Annotated in this window: 17 protein-coding genes; 1 reads left to right on the top strand and 16 read right to left on the bottom strand. The window is 55.5% G+C overall.

The window, feature by feature from the left end; translation table 11 throughout:
- Positions 1 to 21: 21 nt before the first annotated feature.
- The 14 genes from ACR0KG_RS05140 to ACR0KG_RS05205 all read right to left on the bottom strand — a co-directional run bounded on the left by ACR0KG_RS05140 (position 22) and on the right by ACR0KG_RS05205 (position 15003).
- Positions 22 to 2433 (bottom strand): ligase-associated DNA damage response DEXH box helicase, encoded by a 2412-nt coding sequence (locus ACR0KG_RS05140; protein ID WP_480546440.1) that lies wholly within the window; start codon positions 2431 to 2433, stop codon positions 22 to 24.
- A 40-nt stretch (positions 2434 to 2473) separates the two neighbouring features.
- Entirely contained in the window at positions 2474 to 3781 is a 1308-nt protein-coding gene (locus tag ACR0KG_RS05145) for an ATPase (protein WP_480546442.1), read from the bottom strand.
- A 116-nt stretch (positions 3782 to 3897) separates the two neighbouring features.
- Positions 3898 to 4443, bottom strand: coding sequence for a prepilin peptidase (locus tag ACR0KG_RS05150; protein ID WP_480546444.1), 546 nt, complete (start codon positions 4441 to 4443; stop codon positions 3898 to 3900).
- Complete coding sequence (locus ACR0KG_RS05155; protein ID WP_170531013.1) at positions 4444 to 5298, bottom strand: tetratricopeptide repeat protein; 855 nt, start codon at positions 5296 to 5298, stop codon at positions 4444 to 4446. It abuts the gene before it with no gap.
- Positions 5299 to 5327: 29 nt separating this feature from the next.
- Positions 5328 to 5909 carry a tetratricopeptide repeat protein gene (locus ACR0KG_RS05160; RefSeq protein ID WP_480826676.1) on the bottom strand — a complete coding sequence of 194 codons (582 nt, stop codon included), beginning with the start codon at positions 5907 to 5909 and terminating at the stop codon, positions 5328 to 5330.
- 7 nt (positions 5910 to 5916) lie between these two features.
- A complete protein-coding gene (locus tag ACR0KG_RS05165; RefSeq protein WP_480546445.1) occupies positions 5917 to 6894 on the bottom strand; it encodes a type II secretion system F family protein in 978 nt (325 codons plus the stop codon).
- 10 nt (positions 6895 to 6904) lie between these two features.
- A complete protein-coding gene (locus ACR0KG_RS05170; protein WP_170531007.1) occupies positions 6905 to 7873 on the bottom strand; it encodes a type II secretion system F family protein in 969 nt (322 codons plus the stop codon).
- Between the two features lie 11 nt (positions 7874 to 7884).
- Positions 7885 to 9321: a TadA family conjugal transfer-associated ATPase gene (locus ACR0KG_RS05175; RefSeq protein WP_480542037.1), complete on the bottom strand. Its 1437-nt coding sequence runs from the start codon at positions 9319 to 9321 to the stop codon at positions 7885 to 7887.
- A 24-nt stretch (positions 9322 to 9345) separates the two neighbouring features.
- Positions 9346 to 10581: a CpaE/TadZ family protein gene (locus tag ACR0KG_RS05180; RefSeq protein ID WP_480542039.1), complete on the bottom strand. Its 1236-nt coding sequence runs from the start codon at positions 10579 to 10581 to the stop codon at positions 9346 to 9348.
- A gap of 202 nt (positions 10582 to 10783) precedes the next feature.
- On the bottom strand, positions 10784 to 11407 hold the full coding sequence (locus ACR0KG_RS05185) for an OmpA family protein (protein WP_480542041.1): 624 nt from the start codon (positions 11405 to 11407) through the stop codon (positions 10784 to 10786).
- A 16-nt stretch (positions 11408 to 11423) separates the two neighbouring features.
- Positions 11424 to 12797 (bottom strand): type II and III secretion system protein family protein, encoded by a 1374-nt coding sequence (locus ACR0KG_RS05190; RefSeq protein WP_480542043.1) that lies wholly within the window; start codon positions 12795 to 12797, stop codon positions 11424 to 11426.
- A 192-nt stretch (positions 12798 to 12989) separates the two neighbouring features.
- Positions 12990 to 13868, bottom strand: coding sequence for a Flp pilus assembly protein CpaB (gene cpaB, locus ACR0KG_RS05195; RefSeq protein ID WP_480826677.1), 879 nt, complete (start codon positions 13866 to 13868; stop codon positions 12990 to 12992).
- Positions 13869 to 14120: 252 nt separating this feature from the next.
- Entirely contained in the window at positions 14121 to 14447 is a 327-nt protein-coding gene (locus ACR0KG_RS05200) for a hypothetical protein (protein ID WP_480826678.1), read from the bottom strand.
- Between the two features lie 328 nt (positions 14448 to 14775).
- Positions 14776 to 15003 (bottom strand): Flp family type IVb pilin, encoded by a 228-nt coding sequence (locus ACR0KG_RS05205; RefSeq protein ID WP_480542047.1) that lies wholly within the window; start codon positions 15001 to 15003, stop codon positions 14776 to 14778.
- A gap of 353 nt (positions 15004 to 15356) precedes the next feature.
- Between ACR0KG_RS05205 and ACR0KG_RS05210 the strand changes: the two genes are divergently transcribed.
- Positions 15357 to 16223: a lytic transglycosylase domain-containing protein gene (locus tag ACR0KG_RS05210; protein WP_480546451.1), complete on the top strand. Its 867-nt coding sequence runs from the start codon at positions 15357 to 15359 to the stop codon at positions 16221 to 16223.
- A 44-nt stretch (positions 16224 to 16267) separates the two neighbouring features.
- On the opposite strand, the gene ACR0KG_RS05215 is transcribed toward ACR0KG_RS05210, so the two are convergent.
- Both ACR0KG_RS05215 and ACR0KG_RS05220 read right to left on the bottom strand, forming a co-directional pair.
- Positions 16268 to 16894, bottom strand: coding sequence for a 3-oxoacid CoA-transferase subunit B (locus ACR0KG_RS05215; protein ID WP_480542051.1), 627 nt, complete (start codon positions 16892 to 16894; stop codon positions 16268 to 16270).
- Positions 16894 to 17598, bottom strand: a complete 705-nt coding sequence (locus ACR0KG_RS05220; RefSeq protein ID WP_353013719.1) for a CoA transferase subunit A — start codon at positions 17596 to 17598, stop codon at positions 16894 to 16896. Before ACR0KG_RS05220 ends, ACR0KG_RS05215 begins: the two co-directional genes overlap by 1 nt.
- Between the last annotated feature and the right edge of the window lie 80 nt (positions 17599 to 17678).

Raw genomic sequence — 17678 nt, forward strand, 5'->3', positions numbered from 1 at the left:
TTCTGTTCAATGCGCAAGGGGTTACAGCTGGTTCAGCCCGGCAGCTTCCAGCAGCCGTGCGCTTTCTTCTGCAAGCAACCGTTCCTCGGCCGCGCCTTTGACCGGGATCTTTCCAACCTCCAGAAACAGAGGCGCAGCCAACGGTGTGATACGGTCAAGCCGCAGCAGATCAATCCGATCTCCGATCCGTGCGACCATTGCCTCGATACGTCCAAAATCAACCAGCCCGCGCATAGCCTCCTCTCGGGTGATCTGCATCAGCAAATGGTCGGGGTCGTATTTCAATAGCGTGTTGTAGAGGATATCTGACGAAAACGTGGCCTGCCGTCCGCTTTTGCGTTGCCCGCCGGTGTTGCGTTCGATCAGGCCGGCGATTGTGGCCGAGGCACGAAAGGTGCGTTTCATAACGGCATTGCCAGCCAACCATGTGTCCAATCCCTGTCGCAAAGCGTCGAGTTGGAAAAGAGGGCTGGGATCGGTCACCGCATCCAAGCCCCAGATCAAAGTTGCGTAATCCGTTGCAACAAAACCCAAGGGCGCAAACCCGGTTTCTTCCATGCGCTTGGTGATCAGCAAGCCCAAAGTCTGCTGGGCATTGCGTCCAGCGAAGCCGTAAACGCATAGGTGCTCTCGTCCGTCGCTTGGAAAGCTCTCAATCAACAGGCGATCACGTTGGGGCAGTCGGGATATGTCCCTCTGCAAGGCCAACCAGTCTGCAGTGTGACGAGGCAACTGAGGCCAATCGGGTTGTGCGAACATGCGCAGGATGCGGTCGCTCAGTTGGGTGGAGGTAGCAAATTTCGTCCCTGCGAAGGTGGCAATTTTGGGTTTCTTATCAGCACGACGGCTGACCTCGACCACCATCTCACGCAGCCCCTCATAGCGCACGATCTGACCGCCGATCAGAAAAGTATCGCCGGGAGTGAGTGAGGCTGCAAACGCCTCTTCAACCTCGCCCAAAGGTTTGCCACCCCTGTTACGCCTCAGCCGAACCTTGAGCGTATCGGTATCCTGAATGGTGCCAAGGTTCATGCGGATACGTGCAGCGGCGCGGGGGTCGCGCAACTGCCACAACCCATCAGGGCGCTGTAGCAGCCGCTGCCAGCGGTCATAGGCGCGCAGGGCGTAGCCCCCGGTGGCGCAGAAATCCAGACAGGCGTCGAATTCCGGGCGGGTCAGATCGGAAAACGGCCCGGCGGACGTCATTTCCGTGAACAGCGTATCCGCATCGAATGGGCCCGCGGCGGCCGCAATCAGGATGTGTTGGCACAGCACATCGCGGGGCCCTGCGCCGCGCGGGTCGCCGTCCAGTTCATGCGCCTTCGCAGCCTCTAGCGCGGCGATGCATTCCACCACTTCGAACCGGTTGGCGGGCACCAGAAGCGCCTTGGACGGTGCATTGTAGCGATGGTTCGCCCGTCCGATCCGCTGCACCAGCCGCTTGACGTTTTTGGGCGCACCGATCTGGATCACCAGATCAACATCGCCCCAATCGATTCCCAAATCCAGAGAGCCGGTGCAGACAATGGCGCGCAGGTCGCCCCGGACCATGGCGGCCTCAACCCTTTCGCGCTGTTGTCGGTCCAGACTGCCGTGATGGATGCCGATGGGCAGGCCCTCATCGTTGGCAAGCCACAGATTGTGAAAGAAAATTTCCGCTTGCGCGCGGGTATTGTGAAAGATCAGGGTTGTTTTGTGTTGGCGGATTTGATCCAGAACAGCCGGGATCGCATAGGCCGCCCCACCACCGGACCAGGGGGGCATTTCGTCGGTTTCCAGCATCGCGATGTCGGGGTCGGGGCCGGGATCGGCCTGTATGATCCGGCAGGGGTCTGGGTGTCGTGCCAGAAAGCGGGCGATCCCTTCCGGGTCTTCGACCGTCGCCGACAGGCCGACGCGACGTAGTTCCGGGCACAGGCTCTGCAACCGCGCCAGTGCCAGCATCAACTGATCTCCGCGCTTGCTTTCGGCGAGGGCGTGGATTTCATCGACGATCACACGCTGCACCCCATCAAACATGCGCGGCGCATCCTCATATGAGGTTAGCAAGGCTAGGCTTTCCGGCGTCGTTAGCAGAATATGCGGTGGGTCCGCACGCTGGCGTTTCTTCTGCGTGGCCGAGGTGTCGCCGGTGCGATCTTCGATACGGATAGGCAGGCCGATCTCGTCGACCGGGGAACGCAGGTTGCGTTTTATGTCCGCCGCCAAGGCTTTCAGCGGTGAGACATAGATCGTGTGCAACCCGCTATGTGCGCCTACGGCCAGCTCAGCCAGAGACGGCAAAAACCCGGCCATTGTCTTGCCGCCCCCGGTTGGGGCGATCAGCAGCGTCGCCGGATCACGCGCCCGGTCGAACATGTCTTGCTGATGGGGGTGGATGGACCAGCCTTTGGCCGAAAACCAATCGGCGATCCGGGCGGGAATCTGCGTCATAGGTGCAGATTAACCGCCCTCGTGCCGGAATGGCACGGCGTTATTTGACGATTTTCTCGTCCTTGACGAACATGTTGGCCCAGGCGCGGTCAATCAGGTCGGGGCTCATCTGATAGGGGATGCCCTCGAATTCGCAGATCGAAATCATCTGATCGATCAGGAAGATCGGCTGATAGTTCGCATAGATATTGTCGATGGTCGGGTATTTGACCTTCAACAGGTGAACCAGAGCGGCCTCATCCAGTGGCATGCCGCGTTTGCGGGCCACCATGGCGAAGATTTTCAGGAAGTTCTCTTGGTTCGGGCCATCAATTTTGATCTTGAAGAAGATCCGGCGCAGGGCCGCTTGGTCGAAAATCTCGTTCGGGTGGAAGTTGGTCGAGAAGATGACCAGCGTGTCAAACGGAACCTCGAATTTCTCACCCGATTGCAGGCCAAGGATATCTTTGTTTTCTTCCAGCGGAACAATCCAGCGGTTGACCAGCGCCTGTGGCGGTTCTGCCTGACGGCCAAGGTCGTCCACGATGAAGATGCCACCGGTCGATTTCAACTGCAGCGGGGCCTGATAGGTCCGCGCTGTGGGGTTGTAGACCAAATCCAGCATGCTGAGCGATAATTCACCACCCGTTACAACAGTAGGGCGTTCGCATTGCACATAGCGCGAGTCGAACCGCTTGCGGCGGCGCAGACTGTTGGGGTCGTCGGCTTCCTGCTCGATCGCGGTGTGCACGATCGGGTCATAGACGGTGATTACCTGACCGGCATATTCGATGGCATAGGGCACATAGACATTGTCGCCCAATGCATCGCGGATACCGTTCGAGATCGAGGATTTACCATTGCCCGGAGGGCCATACATCAGGATCGAGCGGCCCGCACTGACCGCCGGACCAAGATGGTCCAACAGGCTGTCGGGTAGGACCAGATGGCCCATTGCACCGACCAATTGCTCACGCGTAACCTGAATGTTGCGGATCGACTGGCGTTTGACCTGCTCGCGGTACACATCAAGCGGCACGGGCATCGCGCCGAAATACTCCGACTGACTCAGTGCATCCAGCGCACGGGCCTTGCCTGCGTCGGTCAGCTGGTACCCCATCTCTTTGCCGCTGTTCGCGTTCAGGGTGCCCGTGGCTTCCAGCAGTTTCTGCTCGCGCGCGATGTCGATTAGTTCCTGTGTGACAGCGCCGGGCAGGCAGATCGCCTCGGCCACTTCGGACACGGTGCTGGCATTCTTGCGAAAGACTGTTTTCAGCAGGATGTCCCGCATCATCACCAGCGGAAGCTGCATTTCGCCCAATCCCTTAGGCGCAGGAGGGGCCATCACGGCGGAGGTTTGCATATTCATGCGCGGCGCTCGTCTATCCTGAAATCACACACATGCCCCCAAAGGGGCCACTTGTGGGAAATCTGGCTCAGCTTTGTGGCGGGACCAAGGCAGCGACATGGCGCACAGATGATAGTTTACGAACCGTAAACAGTACCCAAAATCAGATACATGACCAAAGCCCCGGCCAGAGCAAGGCCCATCGGGAACTTCTTACCGCGATCCCAGCTTTCCCAATGAGGGGCGATGGTGCGCAATCTGGTGTGGCGGGCCAGCCGGTGAGTGGCAACGGCGCCCAGCACTGTTGCCAATAAAATCGCGATCAGAACGCCCAGGTCTTGTATCCAGACGAAGGGTGCTGCCGCGGCCAGAAACTTGGCATCACCCGCACCGAAAGCACCGATGGCGTTCAAAAGAATGCCCGCAAGCAGCACAATGGGCAGATGCAGCAACTGCCAGATATATGGGGAAAAGGCGACCGGGAAGGGGCCTAGCGAGCCGCTGATTGTGCCGGTAGACCAAGGGGGCAGGGCAATCAACCCAACAACCACATAGACAAAAGCCAGAGCCACAACCGCATGGTTCTTGATTTTCATATCGCGCATGTCGGTAAAGGCGACATACAGGCAGATCGGTAGGATGAACGGCAAGAACCAGATCGCCGCGCGAACAGGAATTTCCATTTAGGTGGAACTCTCAAGCGCGCGCAGAGATCTGACCGCTTCGTCAAAATGCTGCGGATGAGTCGAGATCGCCTCGCGGAACAGGTTTTTCGCGGTATTGATGTCGCCCTGTTTGACAGCTGAAATGCCCATCGTGTTCAACAATTGTGCGCGTTCGATCTGCGACATGGGCACAACAGGCAGGCTGTAGTTTCCCTGTGCCGAGCGGGCAAGAACCAGATTATTCTTTGCTGTAAACAACGAACTATCCTGCCGAACGGCATCGGAAAACAGGCGCTCTGCTTCCGCATACTGGCCGCGGGTCAGTTTAGAATAGCCCCAGTTGTTCATGACGCTGCCAGGACGAGTCGTCAGACCCATGGCTGTTTCATAGAAATGATCAGCGCGTTTCCATTCTTTTCTGGAATCGGCCACAACAGCCTCAAGACGATAGCGCTTGAAGGTTTCATAGGTCGGGGGAACTGAATCCAACACAGATTTGGCCTGCGCCCAATCGCCATTTCGAACCAAAGCGTCCGCATATTCGACTTTGTCTGAGCTGTTGGTTCCCTTCATGGTCGTTACCCGTTTCCAGGCAGCGCTTGCTTCGGTGGTACGTTTTGCCCGACCCAGTGAAACGGCCAGTCCACGCTGCAGATCGATCCGGTTGGGGTTCTTGGCGGCGGCACCCTGAAAATAGGTCACCGCTTCGTTGGGATCTGAGGCGTTCAGAAGAACGTCGTTCAGGTTGGTTTCGTCAATGACGTTCACTTCCTGAAACGTGCGTTCAACCCGCTCTTCGGCAGATTCTTTTTCGCATGCGGATAGAATAAGCCCGCTCAGAATGAGTGACGGAATCAAGAATTGTTGGCGCATTTTTGCGTCCTTTACTGCTCTTGCCTCGGTTACTGGATTTTGCGCAGCGTAAATTGCCCGTCGCCGCGCTGTTCCAGCGTATATTCTTGTTCTTGTGGAGTAATATTAACAGGATTTTCCATTTTTGCGAGTGCTAAGCGCAGATTGTCCCGAATTGCGTCACTTTCGCCATTGTCCAGGGCGAAGGCACGTTGGAAGACCTGCGCGGCTTCGGGGTATTTCTGCTGCTCCATCAGCAATACGCCCAGATTATTCCAGGCCACGGGCCATTCGGTATCATCTTTAACCGCGCGTCGTAGCAAAGGTTCTGCCTGACCCAAACGCCGCAATCCAAGATTGGCGGTTCCCATCGATGTCAGGATTTGCGGCGTCATCCCCTGTTCAAGCGCGGCGCGGCTGAAACTTTGCAGGGCAAGTTCATATTCCCCTGCGGCCATCAACCTGTTGCCCGTCGCGATGTTGTCGCTTGTTTGACCATCGGGGTCGATGCCCGGCGCGTCCAATCCGTTGGGTTTACCAAGTTGATCACAAGAAGCCACGGTGGCTATCACCACCGTGGCTTGAAGCAGTCGGCGAAGTCCAGATCGGACGCACCTGGGTTTTGTATTCATTAGCGCTTTATCCGCGGCCAAAGCTCGAAATGACATTTGCAGAGGGGCCAACCAAAATGATCAGCAGCGGTGGCACCGTCAACATCATTGTGACCAGAGTCATTTTCGTAGGCAACTTGTTTGCAGCCTCTTCAGCGCGCATTACCCGTTTATCGCGCATCTCGCCGGCATAAACCCGCAGGGCTTCGGCGATTGAAGTACCAAATGTTGCCGATTGGATCATAACGGTAACAAAAGAGCTGACATCCTGAACTCCGCAGCGTGTACCAAAATCACGCAGGACCGTATCCTTGTCCTTACCGGCTTTCATCTCATACGCAACGACTTCGAATTCTTGCGCAATGTCCGGGTAAGAGGATTTCATCTCAGCTGCGACACGCACAATCGCCTGATCCAGTGATTGCCCGGCCTCGACGCAGACCAGCATAAGGTCAAGCGTATCGGGGAAACCCGATGTTATCGCCTCTTGCCGTTCGGCGACCCGTCGCGTGATCCAGTACTTTGGGATCATGTAGCCAATGCCACCAGGCAAAAGTACGCGGATGATCTGTTGTTGGCTGGTGTATTCCTGATCCCCTGCCAACACCGTGATCAGCAGGACGCCCAGAACGATACCAGTGATTCCAAGTGCGAACTGCGCAAAGTGAAAGAAGCGAACAGCATCTTTTGATTGATAACCGGCTTGCCGCAGTTTCAGCTGAACTGCGGAATATTCTTCCTGGTCCTTGGGTTCCAGAAAAGTGGCAAACTTTTCAAGTTGTTCGTTCTGGCTGCCATGCCGCAGCTTGTCTTTTTTACCCTTCTTCGCAGCCTTGGGGGCGGCGGTCGAGCGCTGAAGCTTTTTCAACGGGTCTTCGGGCTGGCTCATCATCAGCGAAACGGCGACGCCGATCAGCACAAGGCCCAGAATGCCCACAACGATCAGTGGGCCAAACTCACCAAGGTTCGCGGTGAGCATATCGTTGATACTGGTCAGAAATTCCATGATACCGCCCTCAGACCTTAATGTTGGTGATGATCTTCATGACGATCAGATTCAGCGTCAGCAGGATGCCAACGACGAAACAGGCCGGAATGAACCAGGGGTGATCCAGAACCTCGTCGTAATAGCCGGGGTCTTTCACCAGGATAAACACCAGACAGGCGATTGGGAAACCAGACAGGAACTTACCAGACCATTGCGCCTCGGCCGTGATGGCTTTGACCCGGCGGAACAGGCGGAAACGTGCGCGGATAACCTGTGCGAGACCGGCCAGAATTTCTGCGAGGTTACCGCCCGATTGCTGTTGAATGCCGACAGCAACGGCGAGGAAGCGCAAATCCTGCATATCCAATCGTTCTGCCATGTCTTTCAGCGCCTCGCCCACATCGCGGCCATAGGCGCATTCATCTGCGATTACACCGAATTCAGTTCCCAGCGGGTCCTGTACTTCGTTAGAAACCACCTGAATTGTCGAAACAAACGGGTTGCCCACACGCAGGGATCGGACCATCAGTTCGACGGCATCTGGCAGCTGCTCTTCAATCAGGCTCATCCGCTTCTTGGCTTTGTGGTTCACCCAAGCGTAGACACCGCCAATACCGATCGCGATTGAAATCGCGATGCGCAGGGTGATCTCTGTAGCGGTACCAATGCTCAGCCCCATAAACGCGACAACAGAGACCAAGCACATGATCATGATCAACTGCCGTGGCGAGAACGCAATCGCCGCCTTTTGCGCTTTGTCTGCAAGCAATGAATACAGAGGGATGCTCTGCGATTTCATATGCTGCTGCATTTCCTTGCGCAGCTGTTCAAGTACCTGTTCGCGCCCGGCGCCTTTTTCCAGCATATCCAGTCGACGGTTGACCCGGCTGTTCAGGCTGATGGATTTGCCGAACGCGACAAGATAGATGCCTTCAACTAGGGCAAGGACCCCCACAAATATGGCGACATAGATGATCGCCTCCATAGGCACATTCATACTAAGCTCTCCTACACTGTGGTTGGGTCGTAGATGGACGCAGGCAGGTCAAAGCCCCACAAACGGAACCGTTCCGAATAGTGGCTGCGTACACCCGTTGCAGTGAAGTGACCGATAATCTTGTTGTCAGGTGTCAATCCAACGCGTTGAAATCTAAAGATTTCCTGCATCGAAATAACATCACCTTCCATACCGGTGATCTCGGTGATTGATGTCATGCGACGCGAGCCGTCCTGCAGGCGGCTGGCCTGCACGATCAGGTTCACAGCGGATGAGATCTGGCTGCGGACCGCTTTGATCGGCATCTCAATGCCGGCCATTGCGATCATGTTTTCTAGACGCGAGATGCCGTCCCGTGCCGAGTTGGCGTGAATCGTCGTCATTGACCCATCATGACCGGTGTTCATGGCCTGCAGCATGTCGATCACCTCGGCGCCACGCGTCTCGCCAACGATGATGCGGTCAGGGCGCATACGCAGGGCGTTTTTTAGACAGTCGCGCGGGCTGACCTCACCCTTACCTTCCACGTTGGGTGGGCGGCTTTCCATCCGGCCCACATGGGTCTGCTGCAGCTGAAGTTCCGCCGTATCCTCGATGGTAAGGATGCGTTCGGCATCGTCGATAAAGCTGGATAGCGCGTTCAGAGTGGTCGTTTTACCAGAACCCGTACCGCCCGATACGATCACATTCAGTCGGGTCGACACTGCGGCCTGCAAATAGGCGGCCATCTCTTCGGTAAACGCGCCGAAATTGACCAGATCGTCAATGCCCAGCTTGTCCTTTTTGAACTTACGGATGGAAACCAGCGAACCGTCCACCGCAATTGGTGGCACCATAGCATTGAAGCGCGATCCATCGGCCAGACGGGCGTCAACATAGGGGTTGGATTCATCAACTCGACGACCCACGGCGGATACGATCTTGTCGATGATCCGCATCAGGTGCTTTTCGTCCTTGAAGGTAATGTCGCTGATTTCCAGCTTGCCGGCGCGTTCCACAAATATCTGTTGCGGGCCGTTCACCAGAATATCGTTGACAGTGTCGTCCTGAAGCAGCGTTTCTAATGGGCCAAGGCCTGTGACTTCGTCATAAAGTTCTTTGTTCAGTTGGGTCCGGTCTTCGCGGTTCAGAACAATACTACGCGCTTCAAGAACTTCGCTGGCAATCGCGCTGATCTCTGAGCGCAGTTCAGATTCATCAGCGTTTTCCAGTGCAGCAAGGTTCAGGTTCTCAAGCAATTCACGGTGCAGCTCGATCTTGATTTCGCCCAGGCGTTCCTTGCGCTTGCGATCGCGATCAACACCGTTCGCCTCTGCCGCTTTTTTCTGAACCGGTTTTCTTGCGATGGCATTTTGTGCGGGGGTATCTACAGGTGCTGCCGGTGCGGGCGCCTTAGCCGGTGTCTGCACCGGCTGCGCTTCGGACGATTTCTTGTATCTTGAAAACACGGCTGATCCCCCCTTTGGGATGATTTATGCGGCCTCAGCGTCGCTGCTGCCCAGGCTGTGGAGTGATTTTGCCAGCTTCGCGATTTCGCGGCGCAACGGGTTCTTGGCCGCAGCGTTGGCAAGTGGCAGACCGTGGTCGCCACTTTGCATCACGGGTTTCCCGCCATCCGGCAGTTGCAAATCGATGGAAATTCCAAGGCTTTCGCCCATGCGTTTTACGCGACCTTTACCATTCAGATCGGTGAATTTCGGGGCCCGGTTCAATGCAAATCGCAGCTTGTTGAATGGCAGTTCTTCGGCTTGCAAGGCCCGTTTCAGGCGCAGCGCGTTCTGAGCGGACCGCATGTCCAACTCGATCATGGCAAAATAGACATGGGACGCCTGCAATACAGTTTCCGACCAGTGAACCAAGGTTTTCGGCATGTCCACGATGACATAGTCGAAATGCTTGCGTGCCATGTCGATGACGCGCTGAATGTCTTCCGGTGTGATCAAATCCAGTGGAACCATGTCTGCCGGTGCGGTCAGAACCTGAAGCTTTTCTTCATATGTCTGAAGTGCTTGCGAGAAGACTTCATCATCCATAGCGGCTGTATCGGACAGCATCTCGAACACAGTTTCGCGGCGCGGCAGGTCAAGATAAGTTGAAACTGTACCGAATTGCAGATCCAGATCGATCAGGCAAACCGTCGGTGCGTCCTTGTCAGATACGTTAGCAAGTTCCCAGGCCAGATTCACGGCCATGGTTGTTGAGCCGACACCCCCGGCCAGACCATGGACAACGAACATCGCGCCTTCTTTGGCGTCGCCCCCCGCCAATGGAACTGCCGCTGCTTGTGCAGCAGCAACCGGATCTGGCTGGTTCATACGCTCAATTGCTTCTTGCAATTCACCCTCGGGCAGAGGGTAGGGCACAAACTCATCCGCGCCTTTGCGCAAAAGCTGATGGAGCGATGCGGGTGTCACGTCCTCGGCGATCAGCACCACTTTGATCTTCTTCTCCTTCGCCTGAGTGATGATTTCACCCATCAGAGAAAGGTTGTCTTCGTCTTCGCCGTCGATGGCCAAAGCCACGAATTGCATGGAATCTGCTTCGGGCTGACCGAAAAACGCCAAGGCTTCGGCAAAACCAAGATCGCCCCAACGCTCACCCAAAGCGGCTTCCATATCTTCGATCAGCAGATCGAAGTTTTGGACGTCCCGGCTGATCGTGCAGGCCAGGATACCGGTGTTGTTGTCTTGCGGCGTCGCGCTGGTCATACAAACTACCCTCGTTGAGAGAGGCCAGCATCTCTTGCGGACGAGATCACGCCGATTGATTTGCTGTCGCCCCTAAGCGGTCAATTCAGGCCGCAGGTCACCCAATTGTTGACAATGTCGCTGTGAAGTTGGGCAAGAATTTGGCGCAAAAGAACCAATTGTAGGGAAATAGGCGACGATGTCGCCTATTTCGGGTGTATTATCAACCGTCGGCTGAGGTGCTGGACGTCTCTTCAATGTAGCTCGGCCGCGTCGCGCTTTCGACATATTCGCGATAGATGACCTCGGCATATTTGCCATCCAGCAGCTGTGATCTGCCATCTGCAAAGCCAGAAACTTCGGTCACTGTACGGCGGTTTCGCCGATCACGATTCGGCGTGTCAATCAGGGGTCGCGTTTTCCCAAACGATACCACAGCTTCAAGCCGTGAGCGCGAAATTCCTTGTTGCACCAGATAGTTAACAGCAGCTTGCGCACGGCGCAGGCCAAGGCTTTGGTTATAACTGGTCGATCCCACGGCGTCGGTGTGGCCATAGACGCGGAAACGCGCCTCGGGGAACTGTTTGATCCAATCGGCCTGACGCTGCAGAACACTCTGTGCCGACGCGTCCAGTTGTGCGCTGTTGAAGGCAAAGTTGATCTGAACCGGAACGTCTGAGGCGAATCGGCGGCTCAGGATCTGTGCAAAGGTCAACTCGCCATTCATGACCTGGATATTGTTGAGCGTTGCGTTGCCGTATGCGCCCTGGTCGAGCTCATATCCCGCCTCGCGTGTACAGGCCGAGATGGCGACTGTGAGACCCAGGGTGATAATCCACTTGTTCATTGGTCTATCCTCCTCATCAATCCAGAACGTAGCCGTAAGAGCTGCCAAAATCCTGTTTGGCAACCTCGGATGCAGCACCTGTACCTTGGCGTTCCGTACGCGCAACACGGCCCGTGACGAACAGGTCAAAGTCGCTGGGTGGTTTGACGCGATCAGTTGGCAACGCAAGGGCTTCGCCGCGTGTCGGGCTGACCAGATGCGCAGTCACGATGATGACAAGCTCGCTTTGTTCGCGCTGATAATCAGCACTGCGGAAAAGCGCGCCCAAGATCGGAACATCACCCAACCACGGGATCTGGTTGTTTTGATCGGTGAAGTTGTCCTGAAGCAAACCTGCGATTGCAAAGCTTTCGCCATCGCGCAGCTCAATGGTTGTCTTCGCCAGACGCGTGATAAAGCTGGGCACAATGTCACCATTGATCGTGAAGTTCGAACTTGTATCAATCGCCGAAACAGCCGTACCCATTTCCAGGTTGATCAGGTCACCGTCCACAACGCGCGGAGTGAACTTCATCTCAACGCCGAACTGTTTGAATTCAATTGCAACGACCCCATCGTCTTGGGGTACCGGAATTGGAACCTCTCCACCCGCAAGGAAGGATGCTTCCTGCCCGGATAGTGCCGACAGGTTGGGTTCAGCCAGATTTCGCACTAGGCCTTTTGTTTCTAGCGCTTGAAGCAAAACATTGACCTGTGCCGAGCCCACGCCGAAGCCGAACAGCAACGTACCGTCTTGCACCGCAACAGGAGGAACAAGGTTCTGAGGGTTGAAACCACCAGAAACGTCTCCGCTCGCGAAGGAAAGCGATGAGGAAAGTTGTTTCGCAACCGAGCGGTTCATTTCGGCAAAACGGACTTTCAGCATAACCTGTTGAACGCCGCCAACCGACATCAGGTTGGAAACGCGTTCAGGTGCGTAGCGCTCTGCCAGTTCAAGGGCGCGTGCCAGTTTAGCTGAGCTTGAAACTGTGCCCGACAATACAATGCCGTCATTGGCTGTGCGAACCTCAATCGGTTCTGACGGCAGGATCTGACGCAGACGCTCTTTAAATTCCGTCACATCGGGTGCAACGCGAACGCGCACATTCGCCAACAGCATGCCGGCGCCGTCAAACAGCGTCAGGGTGGTCATGCCGGGTGTCTTACCCAGAACATAGATGGTCCGGTCTGAAAGCGACGAGATATCCGCAATGCCCGCATTGGCAATGCTGAGTTCGGCGAACGGCTGTTCGCTTTCCACAACGATTGCGCGGTTCATCGGAACATCCAGTGTTTCCACTGTGCCTTTTTTCACCACGCGAAGGGTTTCGGCCCAGGCGGCATCGCCGACCGGGCCCATAACAAGCGATAACCCCAGCAGGGTTGCGCTGATCCAGGAACGTATTGTCATGTGACCTGCCTCTCCGATCACGCCTCGTTTTTTTGGGTCTGATGCCCTATGGCTAAGACAGTGCGCGAAAACCGAATTTATTGCAATAATCAATGGTTTCTGGAATTTTGTTTATGTGGACAATAGGCAACAATGGAAAAATTCAGGCCGCGCTTTATGCGAGGCCTGAACCGGTAACGTTCTGAATTGACGTTAGTTTGTGCAGGGAATCTGGGTTTCAAACGTGTCGCCACCGCGTCGAATGCGCGTGGTGCAGACCTGCTCTTTCGCTTTTTCCGGGGCAGGCGCGATTTCTTCGATGCCCAATAGCTTTCTTTGGTCAACTTCGATTGCAGATGCGACCGTTTCATCCTGCACACCAACAAGTGCCAAAGACAAACGACCAGTGTTCTGGGCCTGGGCGAGCGCTGCAACTTGCTCGGGTGTTGCAGCAACCGTCACAGTTCGTGCGATTGTCGTTTGTGACACGTCTGAGCCCGCGGTCTGGTCGACAGCAATCAGTTGGATGTTTGACTGAATCAAACGTGTGATGCCACCCGCTGATCCTTCGGCGGTGCCGCTCGAACCCGTCCAATAGATATCTACATTGTCGCCTGGACGCAGAAAACCTGACACGCCGGATGCCACGTCAACACTGATCGCAAAGGCGCGCATGCCTTTTTCCAAACGTGAGGTCAGGCCAGCCTTTTCACCTGGCTCTGTGACCTTGACCGCCAGAATCGCTTCGTCTTTTTCCATGGTGCGAAGAACAAAACGCTCCTGCGGCCCAATTTCCGGAAACAGGACTGCCATCTCGGTGAAGGTGCCTTCGGGAATCGCGTTTTCGGGCCAATCGACGGCGCGAACGTCTTCTGGTGTCAGAGCTTCGCCGTACTTCAGCGGCCGATTCGACACGTAAACAGTTACAGTAGGGATGACATCAACCTGAGCATTGGCCAGCGCCTCGGCTGCCGCCTGCTTCTGACGGGCCAGTTCGTTCTGGTACTCAGATATATAGTTGCGCGCCATATAGACAGCGCCCCCCGCCAGAGCTACCCCGACAATCAGAACAAGTCCGAATACCGCTCGCATGTTTGTACCTCACTTTTTCGCCGGTCGACTGGTTAGCGACAGTATCAGCAATTTTGAACAGCATTATTCCTACAGAGCAATTGTGTCGAAATCTGGGACAAATTGGTCAATCGCCCGGGATTCTTAATATTGTTGCATTGGAAGTGTTCTGAGACCTGCCGTAGAAATTCAGTCTCTCTTTGAAACGAAAACGCCGCGCGCAGTATGCGACGGCGTTTGTCTTTTTGTATTAATGAATTCCGTTTATTAGGTTCAACCGCCGCCCGAGCTTCCGCCTGATGAGGAACCACCGCCGGAAGACGAACCGCCACTCGAACTCCCACCGGACGATGATCCACCTGAAGAGGAGCCGCCAGCCGTACCAGCAACCGTGAGGCCGCCAGCGTTGTTGTTGTCACCGGTGCTGACGGTTGAGGAAGTAAGCGCAGCATTCACGTTTCCGCCATAACTGTTCGTCGCTGAGGCGATCGCCAAGTACAAGGCCGAGCCGATTCCAATTATCAGGGCCGTCAATACCACCCAGTCAACTGTGACGGCGCCGTTTTCGTCACGTGAAAACCGTCTGATGAACTTGTACATCTCACCTCTCCGAGTCCGTGGTCTAGCGCAGCCTAAGCATGGGTGCAGGCCGCATATGCTGCAGTTCTGAGATCATTTTTGCGTGACATCAATGGCGGAAATAGGGCCAAAGATTGCGCATAGCGCCATAGTTTGTGGTTTGCCGCCCAAAGTAACACTGCAGGCTAAAATTGGGGGGATGGTTGTTCTGGCAAGGTGCGAATGCAATTTACTGGCAATCAGCATCTGGCTTTTTGCTACGCGACCGGAATCCACTGGAAGAACCTCAAAAACAAAAAAGAACCGCGCCTGGACAGGCGCGGTTCTAAATCAAATGTTAAGCGTTCGCTTAGTTGCTGCCTGCTGTGGTCACACCACCTGCGGCAGTGTTGCTGCCGGTCGAGATGGTTGCGCCGTTCAGGGCGGTGTTGACGTCAGTCGCCAGGCCGGTCGCGCCAGCCGAAATCTGCTGGTATGCAACGGCTGCCAGGCCGATGACTGCTGCGGTCAGAACAACCCAGTCAACTGTTACTGCGCCGTCTTCGTCTTTGCGGAAGTTCTTGATGAACTTGATCATGTTACGTCCCTCCTAAAGGATCTAATAAAGTCTGTTGAACCTTGGCGTCTTTCAGAGCTTTCTCTCTCAGTCCGCTCCAGTCCGTCTCGGTATGGGCTTATGTTTGACGGGTACGCATGGCAGGAATTGGGCCAAACCGATATTTTTTTCTGTTTGATTTAACTTTTTCGATACGAATTGCTTAACTATCAGATAACACATAGAAAAAAAATCAGTTAGTACCCTTTTCACCGTGCTGGGCGGTGCAAAAAAGCGCCAAATGAGGCGAAATTGCCCCAATTCGCTTTGTTTTTCTGGCCTTGCGAGACGTTTTGCGGTTCAACTTCAGAAAAAAGAGAGCATGAGGCAGGCAAATGGATCTCCGGGGCGCACTTAAATGCGCCGGTGTGTTGGTGTTCCTAACCGTTAGTGTTGCGCCTTTAGGGGCAACTGAACGCGAACCACGCGGTGTATATAAACGGATCAAAGCGCCGAAACCCGGTGAACGCCCGCGCGTGACCGTTCAGATATCTCCACAAGAGCATGCCGCCAGACCATCCGCGCCAAGTACAGGGGCCGAACTGATCGTGCCCGAAGTCATCAAGAAAGCCAAAGTTCCGCCAGCGATCACGCCGGATGCAGGTGTCAAAAGTAACCCCAAAGGTTCATACAAAGCATTCTGGGATCGGATATCGCCGGAATTGGCGCAGGCTCGGGCTGGCCGATTGGAGGACGCTATCCAGGCCCTGTCAGCAACGAGTATCAAATCCCCCAGGCTTCAGACTTTGCAGAACATTGCACAACAACAGGGCGTGGATATCCTGCGCTCGACAGTTGGCACAAATGTCTCGCCAGCCTTGGTGCTAGCTGTGATTGCAGTTGAATCAGCGGGTCGTGCGGATGCTGTCAGTTCCGCTGGGGCGCAGGGATTGATGCAGCTGATGCCCGCAACTGCAGCGCGTTTCGGCGTGAATGACAGTTTCCAGCCGGATCAAAACATCTCTGGTGGTGTGAAGTATCTGAATTGGCTGATGGAAGAGTTCGGCAATGATCCGATTCTGGTTCTTGCTGGATACAATGCGGGCGAGGGTGCCGTTAGAAAACACAGCGGTGTGCCGCCCTATGCTGAAACACGGGACTATGTGCCTAAAGTTCTGGCAGCGTTTCAGATCGCGCGTGCGCTTTGTTCGACACCACCTGATCTGATCTCTGACGGTTGCGTGTTTCAGACCACCAACTAAAAAGGCCCGCCACTCCGAGCGGGCCCTTGGCTGAACACGATTGTTTAATCGACGATCTTAGCCTGAGTCGCAGCGCGCATGTCGTCTTCGCTCACACCATCCGCGAGTTCGACGATCTTCAAACCATCCTCGACAACGTCCAGAACGCCCAGGTTGGTGATGATGAGATCAACCACGCCTTTCCCGGTCAGCGGAAGGGTGCATTCTTTCAGAACTTTCGAGTCACCGTGTTTGTTGGTGTGATCCATCACAACGATGACACGTCCAACACCGGCCACGAGGTCCATCGCGCCGCCCATGCCCTTGACCAGCTTGCCAGGGATCATCCAGTTGGCCAGATCGCCTTTCTCGTCCACCTCCATCGCGCCCAGGATCGCCGCGGCAATTTTTCCGCCTCGGATCATGGCAAAGGATGTGGCGCTGTCGAAGTAGGATGTGCGGGACAGTTCGGTGATCGTCTGCTTGCCTGCGTTGATCAGGTCTGGGTCTTCTTCACCCTCAAATGGGAAGGGCCCCATGCCCAGCATGCCGTTTTCGGATTGCAGGGTGATGTCCTTATCGCCCACATAGTTCGCCACCAGCGTCGGAATGCCGATGCCGAGGTTCACATACATGCCGTCTTCCAGCTCTTCCGCTGCGCGCGCGGCCATCTGATTGCGGTCCCAGGGCATTATGCGTCCTCCTTCTTGCGGGTGGTGCGCTGTTCAATGCGCTTTTCGTGGCTGCCCTGAATGATGCGATGCACATAGATGCCGGGCAGATGGATAGAATCCGGGTCCAGTGAGCCGCGCGGAACAATCTCTTCCACTTCGGCCACACAAATCTTGCCGCAGGTTGCGGCGGGAACATTAAAGTTGCGAGCGGTCTTGCGGAACACCAGATTGCCAGTGTCATCCGCCTTCCAGGCCTTCACAATGGCCAGATCGGCAAAGATGCCTTCTTCAAGGATATATGTCTCACCGTTGAAGTCCTTGTGCTCTTTCCCGTCGGCGATCACGGTGCCCACGCCGGTTTTAGTGTAGAAACCGGGGATGCCAGCACCACCCGCGCGCATTCTTTCGGCTAGCGTGCCTTGGGGGTTGAACTCCAGCTCCAGCTCTCCGCTCAGATATTGGCGCATGAATTCGGCGTTCTCGCCGACATACGAGCTGATCATTTTTTTGACCTGCTTGGTCTGCAGCAGGATGCCGATTCCGAAATCATCCACACCGGCATTATTCGAAGCAAAGCTCAGGTCTTTGACACCCGAATCCTTGATCGCCTCAAGCAACAACTCTGGAATGCCGCACAGGCCGAATCCGCCCGCCGCAATCAGCATGCCATCCGACAGCACTCCGTCGAGCGCCTCAGAGGCATTGGCATAGACTTTCTTCATGGAAAACTCCCCCAATGACATGGTGATGGGCAGGTTGTGCCGCCACGTCATTGGGAAGTCAATGAAACCAAGGGGGTGGT

This window comes from Ruegeria sp. H4, assembly GCF_056533065.1.